The sequence below is a fragment of the Mesorhizobium sp. ES1-3 genome, from assembly GCF_020164795.1.
Classification (GTDB): Bacteria; Pseudomonadota; Alphaproteobacteria; order Rhizobiales; family Rhizobiaceae; genus Mesorhizobium.
In genome coordinates, this window is the sequence record NZ_JAIUGW010000007.1 from 175,286 (window position 1) to 196,586 (window position 21,301).

Consider the following 21,301-nt stretch of genomic DNA (forward strand, 5'->3'; position numbering starts at 1 on the left):
CAATGCTCGGTTTGCACTCGATCCCTTCCGTTCCCGGCGATGGTGGTCGTCCGATAGGATTAATTGCGCTCTCGCTAACATAAGATATACCAATCCTTGCGGGAGGCCCCCCGACCGCGATGGCCGGTGCGGTCCACGTCCCCAAAACCCCAAAACCGCCCCGGCCATTCCAGCGTTGTGTCCCATCCGGGGATTAAGCGTTTCGCCCCAGCCGTGCACTGGGACGGCAATGCCCTCCTCGCTCAGGACCGCATTTCGATGCCAAGTCGCTCCTACACCCAGATGTCAACTGTCGATATAGCTGCATTCGAAACCCGCATATTCCGTCATGCCTCGTAGGTCGAGCACGCGAACACGGCCTTGCCGGAATTCGAGAAATTTACGCTCACGCAGTTCGCGCAGCATCCTGTTGACATGAATCGGAGTGAGGCCAAGGGCGTCCGCGAGATCGTACTGGGTCAACGGGCATTCATAGCTATCGCGGGTAACGGAGCCTATGAGTTCCAGGCGCGTTCTCAATTCGAGGAACAGATGTGCGGTCCGCGCCAAGGCACTGCGTCGACCAACATTGGTGAGATGTTCAGCGATGACGGCACCGTTGTGCCCAAGAGCCTCGACGATCAGGGAGAAAAGATGGGGGGATTTCATGGCTGTGAGCGTAAATGTCTTGGTTGAGGCTACCAAGACGTTCAGGTCGGTTTGAGCAACAAACGTTTCAAGCGCGCCACCCCCGTTCGACCGGGACATGACGAGATCGCCTCTCAGGGCAAAATCCAGGATCTGTCGCTGCCCCCCTGCAAGTTCGTGCGACAGGCAACCCCACCCCGACTCGACGATGAATACGCGGTCATTGTCCTCACCCTGGCTGAAAATGACCGTCCCAGGTGGATAACGCTTCGGTGTGAACCCCAGCGTCTTCATGAGCGCCGCATCTTCGTCGGCAAGCCTGATATACGATGACCGCTTTTCGTTCCCGCCCAAAGACTGTGAAGCGTACAACATTTATAACCCCGCCCGATGTCTTCACATTCTATCCCCTCGGATCGAATGTACATCAAAATTTGGCGTGATGGGTACCTGTGCGACGTCGCCACAGCTACGCAGCATGGGAAAGCAAAGAGTCGTACGGTCGCAACCGCCGCAGCTAGCTTTTATTTCTTGTGAAATTTTCTTGCATGGACTCGACTATTTCCGCGGCGATGAAGCTGCTGCGATTGTCCACTTGGCCGGCGGCATTTCGCAAGGTCCTTGATGCGTCCTTGAGCAACCCTCTTATCTGTCTTGCCGACAACAATTCCGATGCCTCAAGTTCAAGCAGCACCGATTCACTCACGTGCAACGCGGCAAGGGCAACAGCTCGAGGCCTGGTGGCAAGCAGTTTCAAGAGATCACTGGTGGGCCTAGTACGCGATTTCTTTTTTGCCATAATATGCTTCTCAACTGTCCGGACAAGACGGGTGTTTAGACACACAATCACCTTGCTTTCAGCGATTTAGTCGCTATCCGCGGCGGCAACGAAATTGGAAAGCTCAATCTCGGCGTCCCTCTAGACCTATTTTTAAGCATGCTATCCCGGTTCCGAGCGACGACACAGAGGCAAGCATACCGAATTAGCCGTAGCTTGCCCTTCCACCTTGGGACACCACGATGCCGCCATCACCGCAGACGTCGCATTGGAGAACGGTCGACAAGTCTTCTCTCGTAGAAACCCATGGTCACTTACCCAGCTGACGGGTCGCCGCTTGCCGACCGCGACGGGTCTCGTCACCTTTGATCGGACGGGCACGTCCATCGCTCGCCTGCCACGCTGTCGAATGCTTCCGCAACCCCAGCCGGATGAATAGTGTGGTGAAGTTTAGCCCAAAGCCCGCGCGGGGACAGTCTTGCCCAGGTCCAAAGCTGGTATCGGGAAAGGTTCGACCTGACCTTCGGTCTTGTCCAAATACTGCATCAACGCGGTCACCAAGTGGTAGAAGATGCTGGCGGGAACCTCCGTGGCCTGTGACCTTCCGCGCTCGTCAATCCTGTCGATCCACAAGCCAAGGGGGGCGGGATCGATATGCCATCGAAAGAGACGGGCGACACGGGCTTCTATCTCTGGTTTCAAATCAGGCCCGCCTATGCCGTCCAGGGCGATGGCTGCCTTGATGGCCTCGCATTGCGGCCAGCTGCGGGAGAGCCGGTCGATGGGCATTCCCTGCCGCGACACAGCCGCGTAAGCCAGACCCGTCGCCCGATTCAATCCGCTGGCGATCGCCGACGAATAGAGCTTCCGTGCATAACTGGCCAAGTCCTTTTGTCCGCTTTTTTTAGCGAAATCGATGAGGAGCGAGGCCCATTCGAAATGGTGGCCGGGTTCGGTCGACAGGCCTTTTTCGCCAGGCAGAGGTAGCCAGTCGACGTCGAAATTTTCTCCTACCGTCCAGCTTTCCTGATCGAAGAAATGGCATCTGAAGAGATCAACCACGCGAGCCGCCCGGCGCAGATAGGTGCGGTCGCCAGTGACGGCATGCCATGCAAGGAAAGCCTCCAGCATGTGCATGTGCGGGTTCGAAAACCGCATCCCGTTGGAGCCGGAGGTTTCCAGAAAGCCGTTCAGACGGTCGTCTTCGAGATGGGCGTCGAGGAAATGAAATGTCTCTTGTGCCAGTCGCAAGGCGTCCTGATGGCCGCATCGATGAGCATGGCAAAGTGCCAGGAGTACGCAGGAATGATCGTACGCGTCCTCCGCAGGGTCAGCCACGCTGCCATTGACATTAAGGGTGCGCACCCAGCCGCCACGGGTTGTGCGGCCATGTTTGGCAATGAAGTCTATGCCATGGGCGATCAGCTTGTCGGCCGGTCCGGCCCAGCCGCGTTCCTTGGCTACGGCGAAGGCGTAGATCTGGCGAGCCATGGTGCGCATGCGCTTGGACTTGCCCAGCGGCCTTGTGTCGAAACCGAGAGCCTCGTGAAAGCCGCCGTATACATCATCGACCCCTGCGGTGGACCAAAGCGGCAGGGTTTCATTGAAGAGCCAATGTTCGACGCGCTTGCGCCACGAACCGCTGATGATGACTCGGTCTTCCGATGGCGTGTACTTCGTCTCAAGCCGCCCACTTTTTTCCAACTGCTCGACGACCTTCTTCACGTTCTGGCTGTGGCTGACAGGGGCGACGAACACCGCGTCCGGTGTCGCCACTACCGCCACCCCCTTCATTCCGATGACGGTCAGCAGCCTGCCTTGGCTTCTAAGGTAGGAGCTGTCGCAGTCCATGGCGACGATGTCGCCCATGACGACATTGCCGTTGCCGTCCGTCGGGCTGGCTTCGAGCAGCGATTGCCACGATCCAAGGTCGTCCCAGCGGAAGGAAGCCGTAACCATGGCAATATCGCGTGCATGCTCCATGACGGCATAGTCGATCGAGGTGGAGGGGACGGCCGAGTACAAGCCCTGGGGGAGACAGATACCTGAGAGGTCCGTGCGTGCAGTCTTGTGGGCCCGGTCTGCAGTTTCCCAGATGTCCGGTTGGAAATCGAGAAATGCCCGCCGCATGGTGTCGGCACGAAACAGGAAAATGCCGGCGTTCCAGTAGAATCGTCCTGACGCCAGGTATTCGAGCGCTGTCTCGGCATTCGGCTTTTCGACGAAGCACGAAACCGCAGCCACGCGATCGTCATTTGCGGCAACCTCGATGTAGCCGTATCCAGTTTCCGGATGCGTCGGCTTGATGCCGAAGACGACGATGCTCCCTGCAACGGCGGCAGGAACGCCCGACTCGACGGTCTCCCAGAATTGCGCGTCAGTCGAGATCTGATGGTCGGAGGGAACCACGAGCACAAGCGCATCGCTGCCATGTTCCGAGATCGTCTGCAGGGTGGCTATGGCGACGGCCGCAGCGGTATTGCGACCGACAGGCTCGAAGATCGGTTTACCGCCGTTCAGGCCGAGCGAAGCAATGTCTGAGATAACGCGATCGGCATGTCGTTCGGAAGCGATCAGGTAGATCGGTGTCTGACTGTCGGGCCGCGCCTTGAGCCGTCGGACGGTCTTTGCGAGCATTGAGCCGTCGCCCGAAAGGTCGTGGAATTGCTTGGGATTGTCTTCGCGCGAAAGCGGCCACAGGCGCGAGCCCACGCCCCCGCTCATGACAAAACAAACCAGCTGGGATGCCATACTCGAGCCCCTTCTCAAGAAATCTCTGGCTGCAGGCTCCGACCTACGGATCTTGGCGCAGCGGCAGGTCGAGAGCACTGAACATCCGCCGGCGCCTTTTGGACGGAGCAGCGCACCAGAGCCGGACGTTCGGCTTGTCCGATGACGCCGTCACCGTGGCCACCGGCAAGGAGATGGCAGCGGCGGCGGGAAGCAGGCAGACAGCGAAGATGCCTTGCCGACGTCCTGGACGCAAGCCGCCCAGGATCAGCCCGGCGATTGGGCGCCATCTTGGCGGCGATGAGATGGTTGCCGAAGTCGCGTCTACTGCCGTCCATCGCGGCGGCCAGCCCGACACCGCCGCGTGACGCAATTGACTTTGTTAAGGACACGTTCCGCTCCGAAATCGCACTCCGACATGAAGGAGGGTCTTAGCATGCCGTAGGGCGCCGGCCTCGTCAGGAATTCGGGCAGTCCTGACGCCCAGACACGCACCCCTCATCCAATAGGAGATGCCAGTCGACCGCCGAAAGGATGCCTCGTCCAGGCGAGAGTGTTTTGTATTCTGGAACATGCGTTCCATTCGGGCGCTCACGTCAAGGATTGAGCCGCATAATGCCGTTTCCCGCATTGAGGTCCCCACCGCGCGAAGATGTCGATGAAAGGCGCCTTGGCCGGCTGGTCCGCCTTCTTCAGGCCATGCAAGTCGAAATCGAGAGGGAAACGCAACTCCATCTATCAGAAGCGGACTGCGCCGCGTTTTCGGTGCAGGCGCTCGACAACGGCGAAGACCTCGAAATCATTTCCGCGAGGATCGACACGCTCACAAATAAGGTGATGTTGAATCACACACGGCAGGCCTCGCTGCAGCGGCAGCTGTCATTTTTGCGCAGGACTCAAGCGGAATTGCAGCGCCTTCTTCCCTCCCATAGGACGTAGTCGCATACGCCAATTGGCGGCGTTTACCTTCCGCACCGCCGGGTTAGTCTTTCGCGGCAACCTGGGATCGCGGGGCCGCAGCTTTCCATGCAGACATCGGCCGGACACCATGCTTCGCCTGCGTCAGGATGGCGCGTGTGCCGGAGTTTCCCGCACGCCTGCAGGAGAAGTTGAATGGACCGCATGTTGCCTCATCAATGGCCTGCGACAACGAACAAGCAGGGTGGCATCAGCCAGGAGTTTATTGGCTTCGCTGATATAACCGGATTTTCTCGGCGTTACCTCGGAACGATCATTGCCTGCCTTGGAGCTGCGCTCTTGGTAGCGTGGTTCTACAACTCGACCACCGACCCGGTCTTTACCGCCAGTGCGCAGATCCTGATCGAGCCGAAAGTGCCCCAACATCTACAGGAGGGCGGAGAAGTAAACCTGTCATTGGACACTGCGCAGGTGGAGAGCCAGATCGCGGTGATGCAGTCGGAAAAGATCGCTGCGATGGTCATCGAGCAGCTGAAACTCGTCGAAGATCCTAAGTTCAATCGTCCACACGCGCCGATTTTGCCGGAGGCATTCAGAAAGATAAAAATGGTCCTGGCTGATGCTTTGGGCGCCCAGAAAAGCGCCAGGCTGACGTCGCTGTGGGAGTATTTCGGCTTGGGCATGCCAGAACCCCCCACATCACTGACCGACTATCAAAAATTCCGGCACACAATGTCGAGTTTCCGCGACGGCCTCGATATACGCAGGGTCGGTGTTTCCTACGCGATTGACATTTCCTTCACGTCCGTCGATCCCGAGGGCGCATCCAATATTGCCAACGCCACGGCCGACGCCTTCGTGCATGAACAGATCGAAACCAAAGCCGACGCGGCAAGGGAAGGCGGCGCGTGGCTCGAGAAGCGTCTTCAGCAGCTTCGCGCGCAAATGAACGCGGCCATGGCGAAGGCTCAGGAATTCCGTTCTCGGCACGACTACAGCGTCGGCAACGAGTCGCAAAATGAAGACGCCAATACCGCGGATGGCGTCAACGCCGTGCCGACGCTCGAAGAGCTCGAGGTGACTGCCGAAACCTATCAGAAGATGTACGAAAGCTTCCTCCAGGCCTACACCAACTCGGTGAGCCAGCAATCGTATCCGGTGGCCGACGCGAGGGTGATCACGGCCGCGACAGCGCCGCTTTATCCGAGCGCTCCAAGGCCGAAACTGATCCTTGCCTTCGCCGCGATTGCGGGGCTCATTGTCGGCATCGGGATTTCGTTTGTGAGGCACACGCTCGACTGGACTGTCAGGTCGCCGCGGCACATCAGGGAGAACCTGGGTATCGAGTGCGTCGGAGAGTTGCCTTTGACGAGCAAGCGAATGGAATCCGGCCACGTTGACGAGGTCAAGAGACATCCTTACTCGCGATACAGCCAGTGCCTCAGGAAGGCACGGGCCGAGATCAGCCTTGCGGAAACCAACCATCAGGTCAAATTCCTCGGGTTGACCGCCGTGTCCAACGGCAGTCCCAAGAGTTCCGTGGCCAGCAATCTCGCCACGCTTTACTCGATGTCCGGTCTGAAGACGCTGGTGATAGACGCCGATGTCCGGCGATCGGTGACCACCATGCGGCTGCTCGGCCGTTCGGTTGCCTACGACAGACTGTGCCAGGACCCGATCCGGCTCAGCATCGTGCGCGCACCAGGCCGGTCGTTCGACCTGCTTCGCAGTTCCGTGGTGGAGGGCACCGACCTGTTGATGCCCCGCAATATGGAGGCGTTCCTCTCGGAGGTTACCGCTTTTGCTCTCGCCGATCACGAACTTGGCGCCTACGACGTTGTCATCGTAGACCTGCCCACACTGGCCTCGGGAGCCGACGAACTGATTGTCGGGTCCGTTCTGGACGGTGTCGTCATCGTTGCAGAATGGGGCAAGACGCATTCCGAAACGCTGCGGGACCTTGTCCGAGCGTTGCAGGCCAGCAGGGCGCATGTGCTTGGAGTCCTTCTGGCGAACGCTCGGGCGATGACATCCAAACATCGCACGACATGAAAAGGGTAGATGCGAAGTCGTCGAAAGCCTGGAAGACGTTCAGGATCATCCCTTGGCATTAGGGGTTGGTGTGGGGCGCGTACCGCTACCTCCTTTGCCTTTCTTGCCGACCCTCCCCGAGATTGGGAAAGTGTCAAAGTCAAACAACTCGAAACAATGATCGTCATGACAAACGCCTTCGAGAAGCAGTCACATCTCGCACCCCCGATTTGGGACCAGCCATCCGTTCCGGTGGCAGTCGACAACCGACCGGTCCTGCATGTTGTTTCCGCTCCCGACCACGACAGTGGCGGGGTGTTGTTGATCGACTCGTCGCCCACCATCAGGGCAGGCTCGATGAATCCTCCCGTGGGAGGTCTTCTGAAGCGAATTCTGGATTTGATCATAGCAGTCACGGCGCTTGTCATGGCAGCGCCGGTAATGATTGCTGTTGCCCTGCTCATCAGGACCACGACAGGGGGCTCGGCGGTGTTCCCGCACAGCCGGATCGGCTTCGGCGGAAGACCGTTCAACTGCTATAAGTTCCGTTCGATGGTCGGCAATTCGGAAGCCGTTTTGAAAGCCTGCCTCGAATCCAATCCCGACATCAAAATGGAGTGGGAAAAGACCCACAAGATCAGGAACGACCCGCGCGTGACGTTCCTCGGGCGAATGCTCCGAAGGTCAAGCCTCGATGAACTCCCCCAACTCTATAACATTATCCGCGGCGACATGAGTTGCGTGGGGCCGAGGCCCGTCGTGAAGGAAGAACTCGAGCTTTACGGCGACCACGTGGGGGACTATCTCCGCGCCAGGCCGGGACTGACCGGTCTTTGGCAGGTGAGCGGAAGAAGCAGCGTGGACTATGCCACACGCGTGGCGCTGGACAGCCAGTATGTTCGGAACTGGTCTGTCTGGTCCGACATCGTGATCCTGTTCAGGACCGTCTTCGCGGTGATGCGCTTCGACAGGACCTCCTAACGTCCTCACGCGTCACTCTGTGGTTCGCCTCCAGCGGACGGACAGAAACACGCCGATGATGTACGCGCCTGCCAACACGAATGCCAGGATAAGGAATTTGAGGACGCTCACATGGCCGGGAAATCCAAAGCCGTTCCAGGCCAAGCTTCCAATGGCAAGCAGGGCGGTCGCCGCGAGCAGGGCGGGAACCTTGAACCGCAGGCCTATCAGAGCGCCCGCAGCCGCCAGGGCGATTAGTGTCATGAGCACCGACATCTCCAGTGGCAGGACGGATCAACTCACTGCGGCACAAGGTTCCGTCCGGGGCCTGAGGGCCCATGTTGCTCACTGATATGCGGCCTCAAAGAGCAAGGCAAGTGCTCCGAGCATTGCGTAGACGGTCGGGTTGAGCGTCGAACCCTGCTTCATCTTCCTGATCTTTCCTGAATGGTTCGGCTAGCCGCGGTTTTCCGCGCCCGAGCCAAGTCGATCATGCGTAGGCGATCGAGAGCGTCACAGGATCTGACGCGGTGGGGATCGATCAGCCAACTACCTCAGTTGCCCTGGCGGATCGCGGGCTTGTTCAATTGATGCCCTGAAGCGGGACCGTCTCGGCCTGAAGGCTCCCGCCTGCAGGTATGCTAGCCAAACCTGAGTCCGGCGCCGGGATCTCGACCTTCACTGTGTCGCCGGGGTTGACTGCTGTGGTTTCCTCGGCGGGCCGGGGCCTGAGGGCCCATGTTGCTCACTGATATGCGGCCTCAAAGAGCAAGGCAAGTGCTCCGAGCATTGCGTAGACGGTCGGGTTGAGCGTCGAACCCTGCTTCATCTTCCTGATCTTTCCTGAATGGTTCGGCTAGCCGCGGTTTTCCGCGCCCGAGCCAAGTCGATCATGCGTAGGCGATCGAGAGCGTCACAGGATCTGACGCGGTGGGGATCGATCAGCCAACTACCTCAGTTGCCCTGGCGGATCGCGGGCTTGTTCAATTGATGCCCTGAACCGGGACCGTCTCGGCCTGAAGGCTCCCGCCTGCAGGTATGCTAGCCAAACCTGAGTCCGGCGCCGGGATCTCGACCTTCACTGTGTCGCCGGGGTTGACTGCTGTGGTTTCCTCGGCGGGAAGTTCGGCTGTGCTGCTATCCGTCGTCCTGACGATCTTGAAGATTGGCTTGGCACTTTCGGCGCGTTGCCTCAGAGCGAGCAGGGCAGGGACTGCAATCTCGGTTTCGTGCAGCAACTGCACCGCGGTATCGGCCTTGCTGGTGACTTCGTTAAGCTGCAGCTGGGTTTCGCGCAAGCTTTCAGCGACTTCGCTGGCGTGCCGGTTGCTGATGTCGAGAATCTCGATGTCCGTCTTGCTGATCTCCTGCCTCACGCGCAAGAGTGAGGTCTCGGCAGCGAGCCTGTCCCCTTGCATCTGCGCGACCGTCCCCTCAAGCGATAGCTCGCGTGGTGCAACGGCCAGTCCCTTCTCGACAAGCGTCGAAACACTCGCGAGTTCCTTCTGGACAAGCTCAATCTGTTTGTCGTGGAACGTCAGTTGCTGTCCCAGCGAGTCCAGTTCCTTTTCCAGGAATTCCCTGAGTTCATGGAGCGAACGCAGTTGTGTCGTCAGCGCGTCCTTGCGGATCGCAAAGATCTTGCGCTCCTGGTCCATTGTCGATGCAACGGTTTGGTTGGAGACCCTGTCGTTCAATTCGGCAGGAAAAGAGATCTCCTCGCTGCCGGCCAGTTCGGCTTCAAGGCGCGCCTTGCGGGCAAGAAGGCTGACATTGTTCAGCGCTAGTAATCCCACGTCGCCCTGGCCTGAGATGACTTCCCGCCCGAGCCGCGATATGTCGTCCTGGCGTATCGGCAAGCCGCCCGCGATCCCCACCGCCTGCAGCACGGTCAGTCCGGGCCGATAAGGAAACTCACCGGGCTGCTTGACGTTGCCGACGATGTAGAAAGGTCTGTACTGCACGATTTCTACAGCGACATCGGGCTGGCGGCCGAGCCCCATGTTCCGCATCAAGCGATCGCCGATGGCCCTGGCGAGGTCGCCGGGAGCGGTGCCCTGCGCGCGTATCTGGCCGACAAACGGAAGGAAGAGCGTGCCGTCGGCACCGACGACGAAAGCGTCGTTGAGAGCCGTCCATTCAAAAATCACATCACGTGACGCGCGCCATTCATAAACCTTGAGCCTGACCTTATCTTGGGGCCCGAGGAGATACTCGGCAGCCACCGATGGCAAGGCGCCGGCGACCACCGCGGCGAGTGAGGCAGACGCGATCGTCAAGACCCATTTGCGCATTGTCTTCCCCTTCGTCAGATTTTCAAGATGTACTCGGGTTCGATTCGTCCAATCGCGACGTGCAGGATGGCGAGCAGGTTGCCCCTGAGCCTGCCCCTACGGTCGACATAGGGCTCGGGCCAAAGGCTCTTTGCCAGATTGGCCGCAATATTCCTGAGCATCAGGGGAAGCGCGAAAGAAGCCGGCACGGACCCCTTCCTGATCAGATAGATCGCATTCGCAACCTGGGAGTAGCCGAATCGCTCTCCGCTGACGCGACCTGTCTTGATGCCCAGATGGACCCCCCTGATCGAGGTTACGCAGACCACGCGACCTTTCGATCTCAGTTGGCTGGTGAAGTCGATGTCCTCCTGCCAGCCATAGAGGACGAGGCGCTCGTCGAAACGCAAATCGCCTACAAGCGAGGAACGGACGGACATGTTACATCCGTATGCGCCCACATGGTCGATTGCCGAAGGTCCGGCACTGCTGGTGCCCTCTGCTGCCTGCAGCGCGGCTTCGGCATCTTCCCAGGTCAGGCCAGCATTGGCAGCCCCGTCCTTGATGACCCTGCCCATCACCACCGCCCATTCGTGATTGGTGATGAAGGCTTCTTCGATTTGTTTCAGGTATTCGGCCGATGGGACGAAATCGTCGTCGAAGAACGTGATGATGTCGAAACGCGCGAGCGACGGCGCAAGAGCCGTGTTCCGCTGCGCGGTCAGCCCCCTCGGTCCGAAAACACACGATACAGGAAAGGGGCAACTGGCTGGTAATTCAATATGCGTGGCGTCGGGCGCGGACAATATGACTTCGTCGGGAAGTCTGTTCTGGCTGCCCAAATAGCCGAGCAGGCGCGCGACCTGTGCGCTGCGGCCTAGGGTTGGGATAATCACTGCCAGTCTCATGCCAGGTCCATGTTTCGGTGCCCGTCGACCCTAGAACGGCGAACACACCTGGACAGCCTGCATAAAAGGTTAGGGACGAGTCCGGGTTACCTCGCAGCACAGGCTTTTGGCGTATTCCGGGCGGACGCGCCCCAACCAAAAGTACTAGGCCGTCCAGCGCCCGCAGCGTCCTGTAACCGATCGGACGACTTGCAGGAGCCATGGCATGGAAGAGAGACTGCCGGGATTGCGATTGCTGGCTGCGGCAAGGGGGAACCATGCTCCACGAACGTTCTTCCGACCTGGCAATCGCCGCCAAGCTCACGGTGCCAATCGAGAAACTGCCGGCCGCGCCGGGGATTGTCGACAGATATGCAAGAATAGCGGTCGTTCACGACTGGTGCCCGAACTTCCGGGGAGGGGAGCGGGTTCTTGCGCAAATCTGCAAGCAGTTTCCGAATGCCGAAGTCTTCACGCTTTTCGATTTTCTGCCAGCCGACGTCAAAGAGCAATATTTCCGGGATGTGGAATTCCATACGTCGGCAGCCAACCGGATTCCCATGGTGCGGAAATTCTACCGGTCTCTTTTCTTCTTTTGCCCTTTCCTGATCGAGCAGTTCGACGTGACAGGTTACGACGCGGTGATCTCCTCTTCGGCCGCGTTTTCGCGTGGCGTGATCACCAGGCCGGATCAACCGCATTTATGTTATGTGCACAGCCCCGTCCGCTATGCATGGGATGAGCAGTTCTCCTATCTTCAGCAGGGAAGGCTGGGCTTTGGTCCCAAGGGAATGCTCTATCGGTACATGCTGCACCGGCTGAGGACGTGGGATACCAGGACCGCGCATGGTCCGGACCTGATGTTGGCGAACTCGAACTATGTCCGTTCCCGCATCCAGCACATTTACGGGCGCGACGCGCGCGTCGTTTTCCCGCCGGTTTGCGTAGGAGAACTGCCGTGTGTGGAAGACAAGGATGACTACTACGTCTCGGCATCCTTCCTAGCCCCATACAAGCGAACCGACCTGGTGATCAGGGCCTTCAACGATATGCCATCGCGGCGGCTGGTCATCGTTGGCGAAGGACAGCAATCCGCCAGCTTGCGATCGCTGGCTGGGCCTAACATCACGTTTTCGGGTTTTCTACCCCGCAAGGAGTATGTCGAGACGCTGGCACGGGCAAAGGCCATGGTCTTTGCGGGCTGCGAGGACTTCGGCATCGCGTTGGCCGAGGCGCAAGCCTGTGGGACCCCGCTGATCGCGTTCGGCCGAGGCGGCGCGGTTGACATCGTGCGGCGCCTGGGGTCATCCGCCGAGCCGACGGGGGTGCTGTTCAAGGCGCAGACTATCGAGTCTCTCAAGGCAGCGGTCGTACGGTTCGAAGAAAACAGCCACGCTATCACCCCCCGTGCGTGCACCACCAATGCAGCACGCTTTTCCGAAGAGCACTTCGATCGCGCGATTCTGGAATCGATCGGGGCCGTCCAGTCACTTCACGACGTCATATGAGTTCGCGCATCCTGACGCGATTGGTTTGCGCGTCGCGGCCATCGGCGGCCGCCATGGCCTTGAGATAAAGCAACGCCGTCGCCCTCCAGCTGTATGCTGAGGCTCTTGCTTTTCCCTTTGCCACCATCTCCGTTCGCAACGCCTGAGAACGATGAAGTCGCATGAAGCTGTCGAACCATGCCTCCGGATTGTCGGGAGAGGCGTATAGTGCCGCGCTCGTGCAGACCTCAGGCAGGCTTGCGCGGTCTGAAACCACCACGGGGCAGCCGACAGCCATCGCCTCGAGGGCCGGCAGGCCGAAGCCTTCGGTAAGCGAGGGGAAAGCCAGGCACAGCGAGTCCGCAAGCAGAGCGGCCAACTCGCCATCGGAAACGCGGCCGAGCCAGTGGATGTTTCGCGCTTGTGTGCGCGCGGATCCTGACTTGTAGACGCGCGATTCCGACATGCCGACGATCGCTAGCCTGAGCCCGACTGCTCCGAGGCGGTCAGCCATGTTCAAGATGAGGTCTACGTTCTTGTGGGGTGCGGCACTTCCGATCATGACTATGGTGTCCCGCGAGGCCGCCAATTGGATTGGCGCCGAGTGTTCAGGCTTCCAACGCAAGACATGCTCATGGCCGTTAGAGGCCACGAAGGCCCTGTGCGCCGGGATCACGCCTTGGCGGATGAGTTCACCGAGCGAGAAAGCGGAGACAGTCGAAATACCCCATGCCGTCTTGCCGAGGCAAGGCAACAGCGTTCTGTAAAGGCATCTAAAGGCGAGGGAATAGCTCTGCGGCGCGTTCCAGACATTTGCGTCATGAATACAAACGATATGTTTGTGGGAAAGCAGAGGCCCCGTGTTGCAGAGGCTGAGCAGACCGCCGCCGTCGAGAGCGACGGGAAGTCGCGCTTGCTCCCAAACATGCCCGCGCGCGCCGCCGATCTCGCGGCGTTCGATGGACATGAGGGGGATGTCCCCAGATCCGGGCGGACAGAGCAGGCGGACCTGGAGATCGCTAGCAAGTGGCACCCGCTCCTCAATCAACGCGTCCAGCGAACGGACGATTTCATAGGCATAGCGTTGCACGCCGGTTGTCGGCTGGGAAAGAAAACGCCCATTGATTGTCCAACGTCGTGGCATGCCCTTATCCCCGAGACCTTCACTGTGGAGCGGCCATAGGGGCGCGGTCACTACGGCCATTCGGTCGCCTGTTTGCGCGGGGGGCTCATCCGGCCGGGCGAGGGCGGCGTTGTACCTACCTCGAACGTTGGAGGGCCGTGCGCGACCGAGAATGCTAATCTGACCACAGGTGCAGCCGGACCGGAGAGGGTTATGGGTAATTCCGAATTCGATGCGACGCAGTCGCCGTCATCAAGGCGGTTGAATGGCCGCGACAGCGGCACACAGCTGGCGGGATCCCTTGTCGAAGACGCCAACTACCTGATCGGTATACCCGAGCTCAGGTCAGCGGATCAAGGGGCGGCGAGGCGGCGCTGGACGATAAACGGAGACTTCACGACGCTTCGCCGTAATGGAGTAGCCCGTTATGCTCGCGAAGTGACCATGGCACTCGACGCCCTCATTTCGGAAGGGCATCCGCTTGGTCGCGATCTGGAAATGGATCTCGTGATCCCACGCCCGCTAACCGAACCCTTGCCCCTCAAGGCCATCACCGTACGGATCATTCCGGAATTCAACAGACCACGACTTCCTCAACTTTGGGTTCAGGCGCAGTTGCCCTGGCATGTGCCCGGGGGATTGCTGAGTTTCTGCAACCTCGCTCCCGTCATGCTGAGCCGTCAAATCGCTTGCATTCACGACATGCACACCAGGCTGATGCCGTTGAGCTATCCGAGGGGCTTCCGGTGGGCGCACCGCCTCATCCTGCCAGCGCTCGGCAGGCGGGCTGCTCGTATCACGACGGTCTCGCAGTTGGCGCGAAGTCACCTGATCAAATTCGGAATAGCGCCGGAGGAAAATATTGTCGTCACCTACAACGGCAGCGACCATGCCAAGAGATGGGATGCCCGGAAATCGTCCCTGGCCGTGGATCGGCGTAGGCCATATGTCCTCTGCCTTGGCCGGGGGGACCAAGAATACAAGAACCTTGAGCTTCTCGCCCGGCTGGCCCCGCTCCTCGATGAGATGGGTCTGGATTTGTGGATGCCTGGTGACGTCGACGAAGCCACGGTCCTGCGATACGTTGCGAAACTGCCCGACAACATCGTCTTCCTTGGCCGCATCGACGACGACGACTTCAAGAAGGCGCTCGAGGGCGCTTTGTGCTTCCTGTTCCCCTCACGCATCGAGGGTTTCGGGCTTCCGGCGGTCGAAGCGATGGCGTCTGGCTGTCCCGTCATTGCATCGAGCTCGCCGTGCCTCCCGGAAATCTGTGGGGACTCTGCTCTTTACGTCGATCCTGACGACGTCCATGCGTGGGCCGAAAAGGTCCGCCACCTTTTGGTCACCCCGGCCTTGCGCGAGTGGCTGGTGACCAAGGGCAACGCCAGGGCAAGCAGTTATTCCTGGCGGTGGATCGCGTGGAAATACCTGGAACTGATGGTCCAGGTCGACGCCGATTTCGGGGAGCGGTCCCGTGGCAGGAGACCCTCCGAGGGGATCGACCTTGCCGAGTTTTCGAAGCCGGCGCAGGGCCGCGGTGATCGGAGGCATCGTGTCGCGCCGGGTGCCAACCCGCGCTCCATGGCCTAACGGAAATGATTGACCCCATATTCCTCAAATTGCTTAGAAATGCGCCATTTGGGTCAATTCTCAGGTCCACTCGCCTCCGATAAATTGAGGTCGAAGCCGATCGAGGGCAAACAGGGCACCGCAGCGGCTTCATTGGATAGGGCGATGGTCTTTTTAACGCTCGGCACGGTTGGCCTGGCATCGATAACGTCCAGGGTCAACGCGGAATACTCTCCGGCCGCGACCCGGACTGCTCAGGCTAGGAAGTTCTGGCACAATCCCCAGCTTTTGAGGCTGGTATCCGCCTATGCCATCGCCTACATCCACATGGCCAGGGTGGTGGGCGCCGCCCACATCGGTCCGGCTGTCTTGGAGATTTTCCGTTTCGGAACGGACTTGTTCGTGGTCCTGGCTGGTTTTCTTACCGCGCACGTGCTCGGGAACAATGGCACGTCCGCAGGCGCTTATTTGCGCACGAGGCTCATTCGCATCGTGCCTTTATACTGGGGCTTCACGGTTCTCGCATTTCTTGTCGAAAATTACGCGATGAATAACCATTCGACGCCGTTGTCTGCACTCTTCATGTCGCTTGCCTTCGTCCCCCACGGTTCCTACCCGATCCTGTATCCGACCTGGACCTTGCTGGTTATCGTCGAGTTCAGCTTGATTGTCGCGGCTTTTCAAATTGTCAGCGTTAAAAACGGTGTCTTCTATTCTGCCGCCTTCGCCGTATTTCTTGCAGCCGCAGGCAAGCTATCGAGAATTGATAACCAAATTGTCGTATTTTACACCAATCCCATACTGATCGATTTTGCCCTCGGCATTCTCATCTTCAAGTTTGTCAGCTCTGGGCCGTTCCTTTTCAAAATGCCGCAGCGTCGCATCGTTGCTCTCGCAGCGGCAGCCGTCACCTTCGGAGCCGTGGCTGCGGTCTTGCGTCCGTTCTTCTGGCCGGCGCTGCCTCGCGTCCTCGCCCTCGGCGTGCCGATGTCGCTTCTGTTGCTGGGGGTTGTTACTCTGGAGCAGCTTGGCATCTACAATGATTCGAAGCTTTTGAACTTTCTCGCCAAATGCACCTACTCGATCTACCTGACACACTGGTTCGTGGATCTCATATCCGAGAAGCTCGTTGTCGAAAGCGGAAATTCGGCATGGTTGGCCACGGTGCTGTTGTTCGTGACCCCCATGGCCGTAACCTGCGTTTCGGTGTTCGTTTATCTTTATGCCGAATTGCCTATGACCCGATATCTGTCCGATTGGTTCGCCGCACCGGGAACATCACCTTCAGCGGCAACGCCTAGATCGACGACGGGGCATCAAGGTGGCGCGCAGCCCCGATCTGAGCATCGGAGTCGTTTGTCATGAGAAAAATCCTGGGCCGAACGCCTCCTCTTAACCGAAGCCATCGACAGAAGCTGGGGTCGACTTCATGACCGGCAGCTCCGGCAGTGTCGCTTTTGAGGTAGGGTCAATTCAATATCGCGGTCCGAACACGAAAAAGACAACGTTATGAGACACCGCTCGGCACCAGCTCTGCCTCTCGTTGCCGTGGTAACGCCGGTATACAATGGAGGTGCGTATCTCGAAGCTACGATGAGATCCGTCCAGCGGCAGACCTATGATAACATTGTACACGTTCTCGTTGACAATTGCAGCTCGGACAACACGTCACAAATCATCGATCGCTTTCGGTCGGAGCGTTTTGAGCTGATTACTCTTCGCAATGACAGCGTCCTTCCGCTGCGAGAAAACTGGACTAAGGCGCTTTGCGCAGTTCCCACCGAGGCCTTTTATGTGAAGGTGCTCTGCGCAGACGACCTGATGCGCAGCGATTGCATCTCGCGCTTCGTTGAGATTGCTCAATCCGACGAAAAAATTGAGGTCGTTCTTTGCGACGATGTTTTCATGGACAGGGTCCATCGCGCGAATTTGCCGTTGAAACAAGGCATTTTTGGAGGAATTGAGATCGCGGCCAAGATGCTAGATGAAAGCATTAATTGGCTGCCGTACCATCACCTGTTTGTTCGCTTTCCTGACAACGCGCAAAGCCCGGTTTTCTTCAACGATGCCCCGATCCATTTTGATTTTTCTGCAGTCGTTCGCAGTGCCCTGCGTGGCAAGCTCGCCTATTTGCACGCGCCACTCGTCTACACGCGTTGGCACGCGAATTCGCTCACCAGCCAGCAACTCGGCGCGAACCAGTTGAAAACCTTACTTGAGCGTTTTGACATTTTATGTGCGTTTGGGGCTCAGTGCTGGGACGAGCCGACTTTCCGACGTAAAAAGGAATGTATGCGTGCCAGGATGATGCGCTTGGCCCTAAAATGGACAATGATGGGAAGGCTGGACGCGGCTCAGGAACTCTTGAAGGGCCTGAAAGAGCGGCAAGTCGCTCCGACCGCTGCGGATTGGGCCAAATCGTTGGTCGAATGGGTACCCTATTCGAATTGGAAGCGAAGCTGGCATCTTTCAACGGGTCCTGAGATTGACGAAGCCAAGTTCTGCTCCGAGATTTTTTAAACCGGAGGTCCGCTGACCGAACCGTCAACAGGAGTTGCTGGGTGGGTGAAGCCGCGGCCGATTGCGCGATCGACAATTTTTTTGATAGGCAATAACCGGCGCCTCAGCTTAATCTCAGAGGATCTTGGACAACAACTCCTGCTCGTGCTCCTTTACACGAAGCAATACCTTATCCAGATGCTGCCGAACGATTGCGCGATAGCGCTCTTTGTTTTCTAACAATTCGGTGAGGTGCGTCTCCAGCAGCTCAAGGTTCAGATTTTCAACGGATTGACAGAACCCCCCAAGGCCGAAGTCAGTCATCACCGCATCGTTCTTTGCCTCGTATCCTATCGAGATCGTCGGCAGGGCAAGCTTCAAGGCGCAAACCACGTTGTGAAAACGTGTGGCGACAACGATGTCAGTGTCGCCAATTTGCCGCATGACGTCATGCAGGGAGTTGATTGGCTCCGCGACAAGCTGACGGGCCTGCCGAGTGGTTCGGGTGCCGTCGATCAGGTCATATCCGCTCGCCTTAGCAATTCGACCGACATCCCTCACTGCCCGCATATCCACGGTTTCGCCGATAATAAGGCGTACTCTGTAACCTCGATCTAGCAACGAGGTGACGAAGCGGCCCATCTTCTCGATGTAGGTTTGATAGATAGAGGTATCCGACCCTGAGCGCGCGCCGGCGCGCCAGCCATTGTAGTTCATAAGGCCAACCCCAACTGTCGTCAGTTTTCCTCCCGTGTCGTCTTGCACCGGCAATGGCGTAGGCAGCTTGAAAACAAGATCTGGATAGAGGTTATCTCTACTTGTATCGATGCCAAGGGAGGCTAAGAAGTCCTTGGAGATCTGATCGCGGAACGAACGGAAGTATGCCCAAGCTGCTGCAGACCGCAACATCCAGCGGCTGGTAGAGTTCAGGATTGGACCTGCGCCGGTTCCAATAAAGCAGAACTTCACCCCGGACAATCGCGCAGATGCAGCCCAGCGGAACAGACCGTAGGATGTTCCAAATGGACCTGAGCCGTAGTCGTTTAACGTTGACGTTCCTGGCACAATTATGATGTCGAATTGCCTGACATATTTGATTGCCCGGTACCAGTTCGCTAGTCTTCCAATTATTCTCAGGCTGACTTTATTGCAGAACCTCAGGAGCGTATTGGAAAACTCTGGAGCGCTGATTGGTGTTGTGACAATCTGATGCGCTTTACCAATTGCATCTGGATCAACACAAACGCATGCGATAGCCGCCTCCGGCCTAGCTTCCCGCAAGAAGAGCAAAAACGATTCCAACGACGCGTCATTCCCGAAATTACCTCCGCCAAACATTCCGAAAAGGCATATTCTCTGTGGGGCGCTGATGACCTGCGAGAATCCATTCCTGCGCGAGAGGACCATGGTGTGTGCTCTCTAGCGGTGCATGCATGCGAGCGGCAGCATGGTACCGCGGTCGTGCACGCTCTGATTGGAAGGGTCGACAGAGGTCAGGACGCGCGAATGGCAAATCCGGCGGCTTCGGAATGCCTCGCAGTCCAAGCCTTTCGGGAGGGCGTGGCCCCGCTTTTTTTCCCGCTTGTTTTCGTCCACGAACATTCGCGTCCTTCCAGGCGCGGTTTGGATAGCCGCTGGCTATCCGACTTTTTCGTCGGCTATCGTGTTCACTTGTGCTCGCCTCACTCGGCCGGGCGGAGCGAGGCGCCCCGGAACCCGGAGATGGACTTGAATATCTCGTCAACCAAAGGATGTCTGGTAAGGACCAATGCCGCTCCCCATCCACCCAACGCCAACACCCCTGCTGCGAGCGCCAGCCCATGCGAAAGGGCGAAGCCTGTGCCCGACAAGAAAGCCACGCACAGCGGACCAGTCGCGCTCGCTAGGGCCACGACCGCGCTTCTCCATAACTCTGTGGCGATGTCCTTCAGTTTCAATCCCAGCCTGCGCCGAACGAAGCTCAGGGCAACGTATGCCTGGAAAGGAACAGTCACCAGCATACACCAGGCGGCCGCCTGCAATCCGCCGAAGACGCCAGCCATTGACAAGAGAATGCCGGAAATCGGGAAGACGATCAGGGCTCGGATGAACAAGTCGCGGATCGCACCGACCGCAACCAATACCGGGTAATTGAGCTCAAAACTGAAGGAGAAGAGAAGAGCAATCGCGACGACCTGAACGAGCGGCGCAGCCTCGATCCATTGTCGACCGAGCACGATGTCCACCACGGGATAGGCCAGCACTGAGAGCACGAGAAGAGCGGGCCAGTACAACGCGGTGACAATAGAAAGGGCCGCGAGATAGGGGCGCTTCAAATCGCTGCCTCGTCTGACCTCTGCCGAAAAGGCGGGCAATACGACCGCCACGGCCCCTCCGAGGAGGAGTTTGTCGGGTATTTGGCTGATCAAGAGGGTCCTGCTGAACAAGGCCGCGGCATTCGGTGACACGAGTCGGCCCAACAAGAGCAGGGGCAGCGCGTCAAATATGCGGAAGAGTATGGCGATGGAGCCGTTGTATCCGCCGAACGAGATCATTGCGCGCCAATTGGCCAGAGTTGGCTTAAACATCCAGAAATGCGGGCACAGGGCGAGTGCGAGGCATGCGGCAAGCCCACTGCCGATTAGCCACGCCCAAGCGAAGCTCATATAGCTGAAGCCCGCGAACGCCAAAGCGATTGTTGCCACAGACCCTGTCGCCCCGTTGGTGATGCTAATGGCAGCTACCTTGCCGAAGGCCATTTCCCGGCGCAGGAGAGCATTGACCAGGACGACCAAGGCGTCGAGGAAGAGGCAGGCTGAAATAACTCGAAAATAGGGAAGGAGGTTCGGCTCCGCGTAGACTGAGGCCAGAACAGGGGACGCGGCTAAAAGAACGGTGACGGCAATTCCGGTAAGGACGAACATCACCGTAAAGGCCCCCCGGATATCCTCGCGGCTGAGTTCCCCGCGCTGGATCAGGAAGGTTGAACTGGAGAACTCCCTGACAGACAGGACTATCGCCAGGATTGCCATCCCGATCACCGACACGCCGATTTCCTGTGGTGTCAATATGCGCGAAACCACCGCGGTCGTAGCGAAATTCGATACGAGCAGGACATAACGTTCGCCCGTGCTCATCAGAAGTGCGCGTTTTACAGAAGGCATACATTTCCTTTCCCGGTAGCGGCGAGGGCCACCTTCGTCACGCCAAATAGTCCGACAAACCCGGTTAAAGGTCAGTACCTTCAAAGTAAGGAATGATCACAGACGAAAGGGGTAACGGGATGGCAGCCGGAGTTCTCGAGCGTTGTTCCAGATCAGCTAAGGGCTGGTCCCTTTGGGTAAAATAGGGGGTATGAGCTTCAGCACCGGCCTTGAGTTGGTGGCGACCTCCGAAAGGGGTATCGCAAACGCGTTGGTTACCCGTATGGGTAGATT

The 21,301-nt window shown here is 58.4% G+C and carries 17 protein-coding genes; 8 read left to right on the forward strand and 9 right to left on the reverse strand.

What is annotated here, in order from left to right:
- Positions 1-285: 285 nt before the first annotated feature.
- From LB536_RS13040 to LB536_RS13050, 3 genes are all read right to left on the reverse strand, one after another.
- The gene (locus LB536_RS13040) at positions 286-921 is read right to left on the reverse strand and encodes a Crp/Fnr family transcriptional regulator (RefSeq protein WP_224592856.1); all 636 of its coding nucleotides are present in this window, start codon (positions 919-921) and stop codon (positions 286-288) included.
- A 223-nt stretch (positions 922-1,144) separates the two neighbouring features.
- Positions 1,145-1,426, reverse strand: a complete 282-nt coding sequence (locus LB536_RS13045; protein ID WP_140764631.1) for a hypothetical protein — start codon at positions 1,424-1,426, stop codon at positions 1,145-1,147.
- Positions 1,427-1,855: 429 nt separating this feature from the next.
- The gene (locus tag LB536_RS13050; RefSeq protein ID WP_224592859.1) at positions 1,856-4,156 is read right to left on the reverse strand and encodes a mannose-1-phosphate guanylyltransferase/mannose-6-phosphate isomerase; all 2,301 of its coding nucleotides are present in this window, start codon (positions 4,154-4,156) and stop codon (positions 1,856-1,858) included.
- A gap of 134 nt (positions 4,157-4,290) precedes the next feature.
- Between LB536_RS13050 and LB536_RS13055 the strand changes: the two genes are divergently transcribed.
- From LB536_RS13055 to LB536_RS13070, 4 genes are all read left to right on the forward strand, one after another.
- Positions 4,291-4,503: a hypothetical protein gene (locus tag LB536_RS13055; protein ID WP_140764625.1), complete on the forward strand. Its 213-nt coding sequence runs from the start codon at positions 4,291-4,293 to the stop codon at positions 4,501-4,503.
- Between the two features lie 247 nt (positions 4,504-4,750).
- A complete protein-coding gene (locus tag LB536_RS13060; protein ID WP_140764622.1) occupies positions 4,751-5,074 on the forward strand; it encodes a hypothetical protein in 324 nt (107 codons plus the stop codon).
- A 174-nt stretch (positions 5,075-5,248) separates the two neighbouring features.
- Complete coding sequence (locus tag LB536_RS13065) at positions 5,249-7,105, forward strand: GumC family protein (RefSeq protein WP_224592862.1); 1,857 nt, start codon at positions 5,249-5,251, stop codon at positions 7,103-7,105.
- Positions 7,106-7,261: 156 nt separating this feature from the next.
- The gene (locus LB536_RS13070) at positions 7,262-8,065 is read left to right on the forward strand and encodes a sugar transferase (protein WP_318013442.1); all 804 of its coding nucleotides are present in this window, start codon (positions 7,262-7,264) and stop codon (positions 8,063-8,065) included.
- 12 nt (positions 8,066-8,077) lie between these two features.
- Here the strand turns inward: LB536_RS13070 and LB536_RS13075 are convergent, their stop codons facing one another.
- From LB536_RS13075 to LB536_RS13085, 3 genes are all read right to left on the reverse strand, one after another.
- On the reverse strand, positions 8,078-8,308 hold the full coding sequence (locus LB536_RS13075; protein ID WP_140764613.1) for a hypothetical protein: 231 nt from the start codon (positions 8,306-8,308) through the stop codon (positions 8,078-8,080).
- Positions 8,309-9,027: 719 nt separating this feature from the next.
- The gene (locus LB536_RS13080; RefSeq protein WP_140764610.1) at positions 9,028-10,338 is read right to left on the reverse strand and encodes a polysaccharide biosynthesis/export family protein; all 1,311 of its coding nucleotides are present in this window, start codon (positions 10,336-10,338) and stop codon (positions 9,028-9,030) included.
- A 14-nt stretch (positions 10,339-10,352) separates the two neighbouring features.
- On the reverse strand, positions 10,353-11,225 hold the full coding sequence (locus LB536_RS13085) for a glycosyltransferase family 2 protein (protein WP_140764607.1): 873 nt from the start codon (positions 11,223-11,225) through the stop codon (positions 10,353-10,355).
- A 257-nt stretch (positions 11,226-11,482) separates the two neighbouring features.
- On the opposite strand from LB536_RS13085, the gene LB536_RS13090 reads away from it, so the two are divergent.
- Entirely contained in the window at positions 11,483-12,712 is a 1,230-nt protein-coding gene (locus tag LB536_RS13090; protein WP_140813487.1) for a glycosyltransferase, read from the forward strand.
- Here LB536_RS13090 and LB536_RS13095 read toward each other — a convergent pair.
- On the reverse strand, positions 12,705-13,835 hold the full coding sequence (locus LB536_RS13095; protein ID WP_140813488.1) for a glycosyltransferase family 4 protein: 1,131 nt from the start codon (positions 13,833-13,835) through the stop codon (positions 12,705-12,707). The genes LB536_RS13090 and LB536_RS13095 overlap by 8 nt on opposite strands.
- A gap of 192 nt (positions 13,836-14,027) precedes the next feature.
- Here LB536_RS13095 and LB536_RS13100 point away from each other — a divergent pair, with 192 nt between their 5' ends.
- The 3 genes from LB536_RS13100 (at position 14,028) to LB536_RS13110 (ending at position 17,906) form a co-directional block, all read left to right on the forward strand.
- On the forward strand, positions 14,028-15,407 hold the full coding sequence (locus LB536_RS13100; RefSeq protein ID WP_224592865.1) for a glycosyltransferase family 4 protein: 1,380 nt from the start codon (positions 14,028-14,030) through the stop codon (positions 15,405-15,407).
- A 144-nt stretch (positions 15,408-15,551) separates the two neighbouring features.
- Complete coding sequence (locus LB536_RS13105; protein ID WP_224592868.1) at positions 15,552-16,751, forward strand: acyltransferase family protein; 1,200 nt, start codon at positions 15,552-15,554, stop codon at positions 16,749-16,751.
- A 144-nt stretch (positions 16,752-16,895) separates the two neighbouring features.
- Positions 16,896-17,906, forward strand: coding sequence for a glycosyltransferase family A protein (locus tag LB536_RS13110; protein ID WP_140813491.1), 1,011 nt, complete (start codon positions 16,896-16,898; stop codon positions 17,904-17,906).
- Positions 17,907-18,020: 114 nt separating this feature from the next.
- Here the strand turns inward: LB536_RS13110 and LB536_RS13115 are convergent, their stop codons facing one another.
- Positions 18,021-19,292 (reverse strand): polysaccharide pyruvyl transferase family protein, encoded by a 1,272-nt coding sequence (locus LB536_RS13115; protein ID WP_318013443.1) that lies wholly within the window; start codon positions 19,290-19,292, stop codon positions 18,021-18,023.
- 275 nt (positions 19,293-19,567) lie between these two features.
- Positions 19,568-21,001, reverse strand: coding sequence for an oligosaccharide flippase family protein (locus LB536_RS13120; RefSeq protein WP_224592871.1), 1,434 nt, complete (start codon positions 20,999-21,001; stop codon positions 19,568-19,570).
- Between the last annotated feature and the right edge of the window lie 300 nt (positions 21,002-21,301).

Bases quoted from the DNA above. Each gene is read 5' to 3' on its own strand.
- LB536_RS13040 (WP_224592856.1), bottom strand. From the start codon at position 921: ATGAAGACGCTGGGGTTCACACCGAAGCGTTATCCACCTGGGACGGTC.
- LB536_RS13045 (WP_140764631.1), bottom strand. From the start codon at position 1,426: ATGGCAAAAAAGAAATCGCGTACTAGGCCCACCAGTGATCTCTTGAAA.
- LB536_RS13050 (WP_224592859.1), bottom strand. From the start codon at position 4,156: ATGGCATCCCAGCTGGTTTGTTTTGTCATGAGCGGGGGCGTGGGCTCG.
- LB536_RS13060 (WP_140764622.1), top strand. From the start codon at position 4,751: ATGCCGTTTCCCGCATTGAGGTCCCCACCGCGCGAAGATGTCGATGAA.
- LB536_RS13065 (WP_224592862.1), top strand. From the start codon at position 5,249: ATGGACCGCATGTTGCCTCATCAATGGCCTGCGACAACGAACAAGCAG.
- LB536_RS13070 (WP_318013442.1), top strand. From the start codon at position 7,262: ATGATCGTCATGACAAACGCCTTCGAGAAGCAGTCACATCTCGCACCC.
- LB536_RS13075 (WP_140764613.1), bottom strand. From the start codon at position 8,308: ATGACACTAATCGCCCTGGCGGCTGCGGGCGCTCTGATAGGCCTGCGG.
- LB536_RS13080 (WP_140764610.1), bottom strand. From the start codon at position 10,338: ATGCGCAAATGGGTCTTGACGATCGCGTCTGCCTCACTCGCCGCGGTG.
- LB536_RS13085 (WP_140764607.1), bottom strand. From the start codon at position 11,225: ATGAGACTGGCAGTGATTATCCCAACCCTAGGCCGCAGCGCACAGGTC.
- LB536_RS13090 (WP_140813487.1), top strand. From the start codon at position 11,483: ATGCTCCACGAACGTTCTTCCGACCTGGCAATCGCCGCCAAGCTCACG.
- LB536_RS13095 (WP_140813488.1), bottom strand. From the start codon at position 13,835: ATGCCACGACGTTGGACAATCAATGGGCGTTTTCTTTCCCAGCCGACA.
- LB536_RS13100 (WP_224592865.1), top strand. From the start codon at position 14,028: ATGGGTAATTCCGAATTCGATGCGACGCAGTCGCCGTCATCAAGGCGG.
- LB536_RS13105 (WP_224592868.1), top strand. From the start codon at position 15,552: ATGGTCTTTTTAACGCTCGGCACGGTTGGCCTGGCATCGATAACGTCC.
- LB536_RS13110 (WP_140813491.1), top strand. From the start codon at position 16,896: ATGAGACACCGCTCGGCACCAGCTCTGCCTCTCGTTGCCGTGGTAACG.
- LB536_RS13115 (WP_318013443.1), bottom strand. From the start codon at position 19,292: ATGGTCCTCTCGCGCAGGAATGGATTCTCGCAGGTCATCAGCGCCCCA.
- LB536_RS13120 (WP_224592871.1), bottom strand. From the start codon at position 21,001: ATGAGCACGGGCGAACGTTATGTCCTGCTCGTATCGAATTTCGCTACG.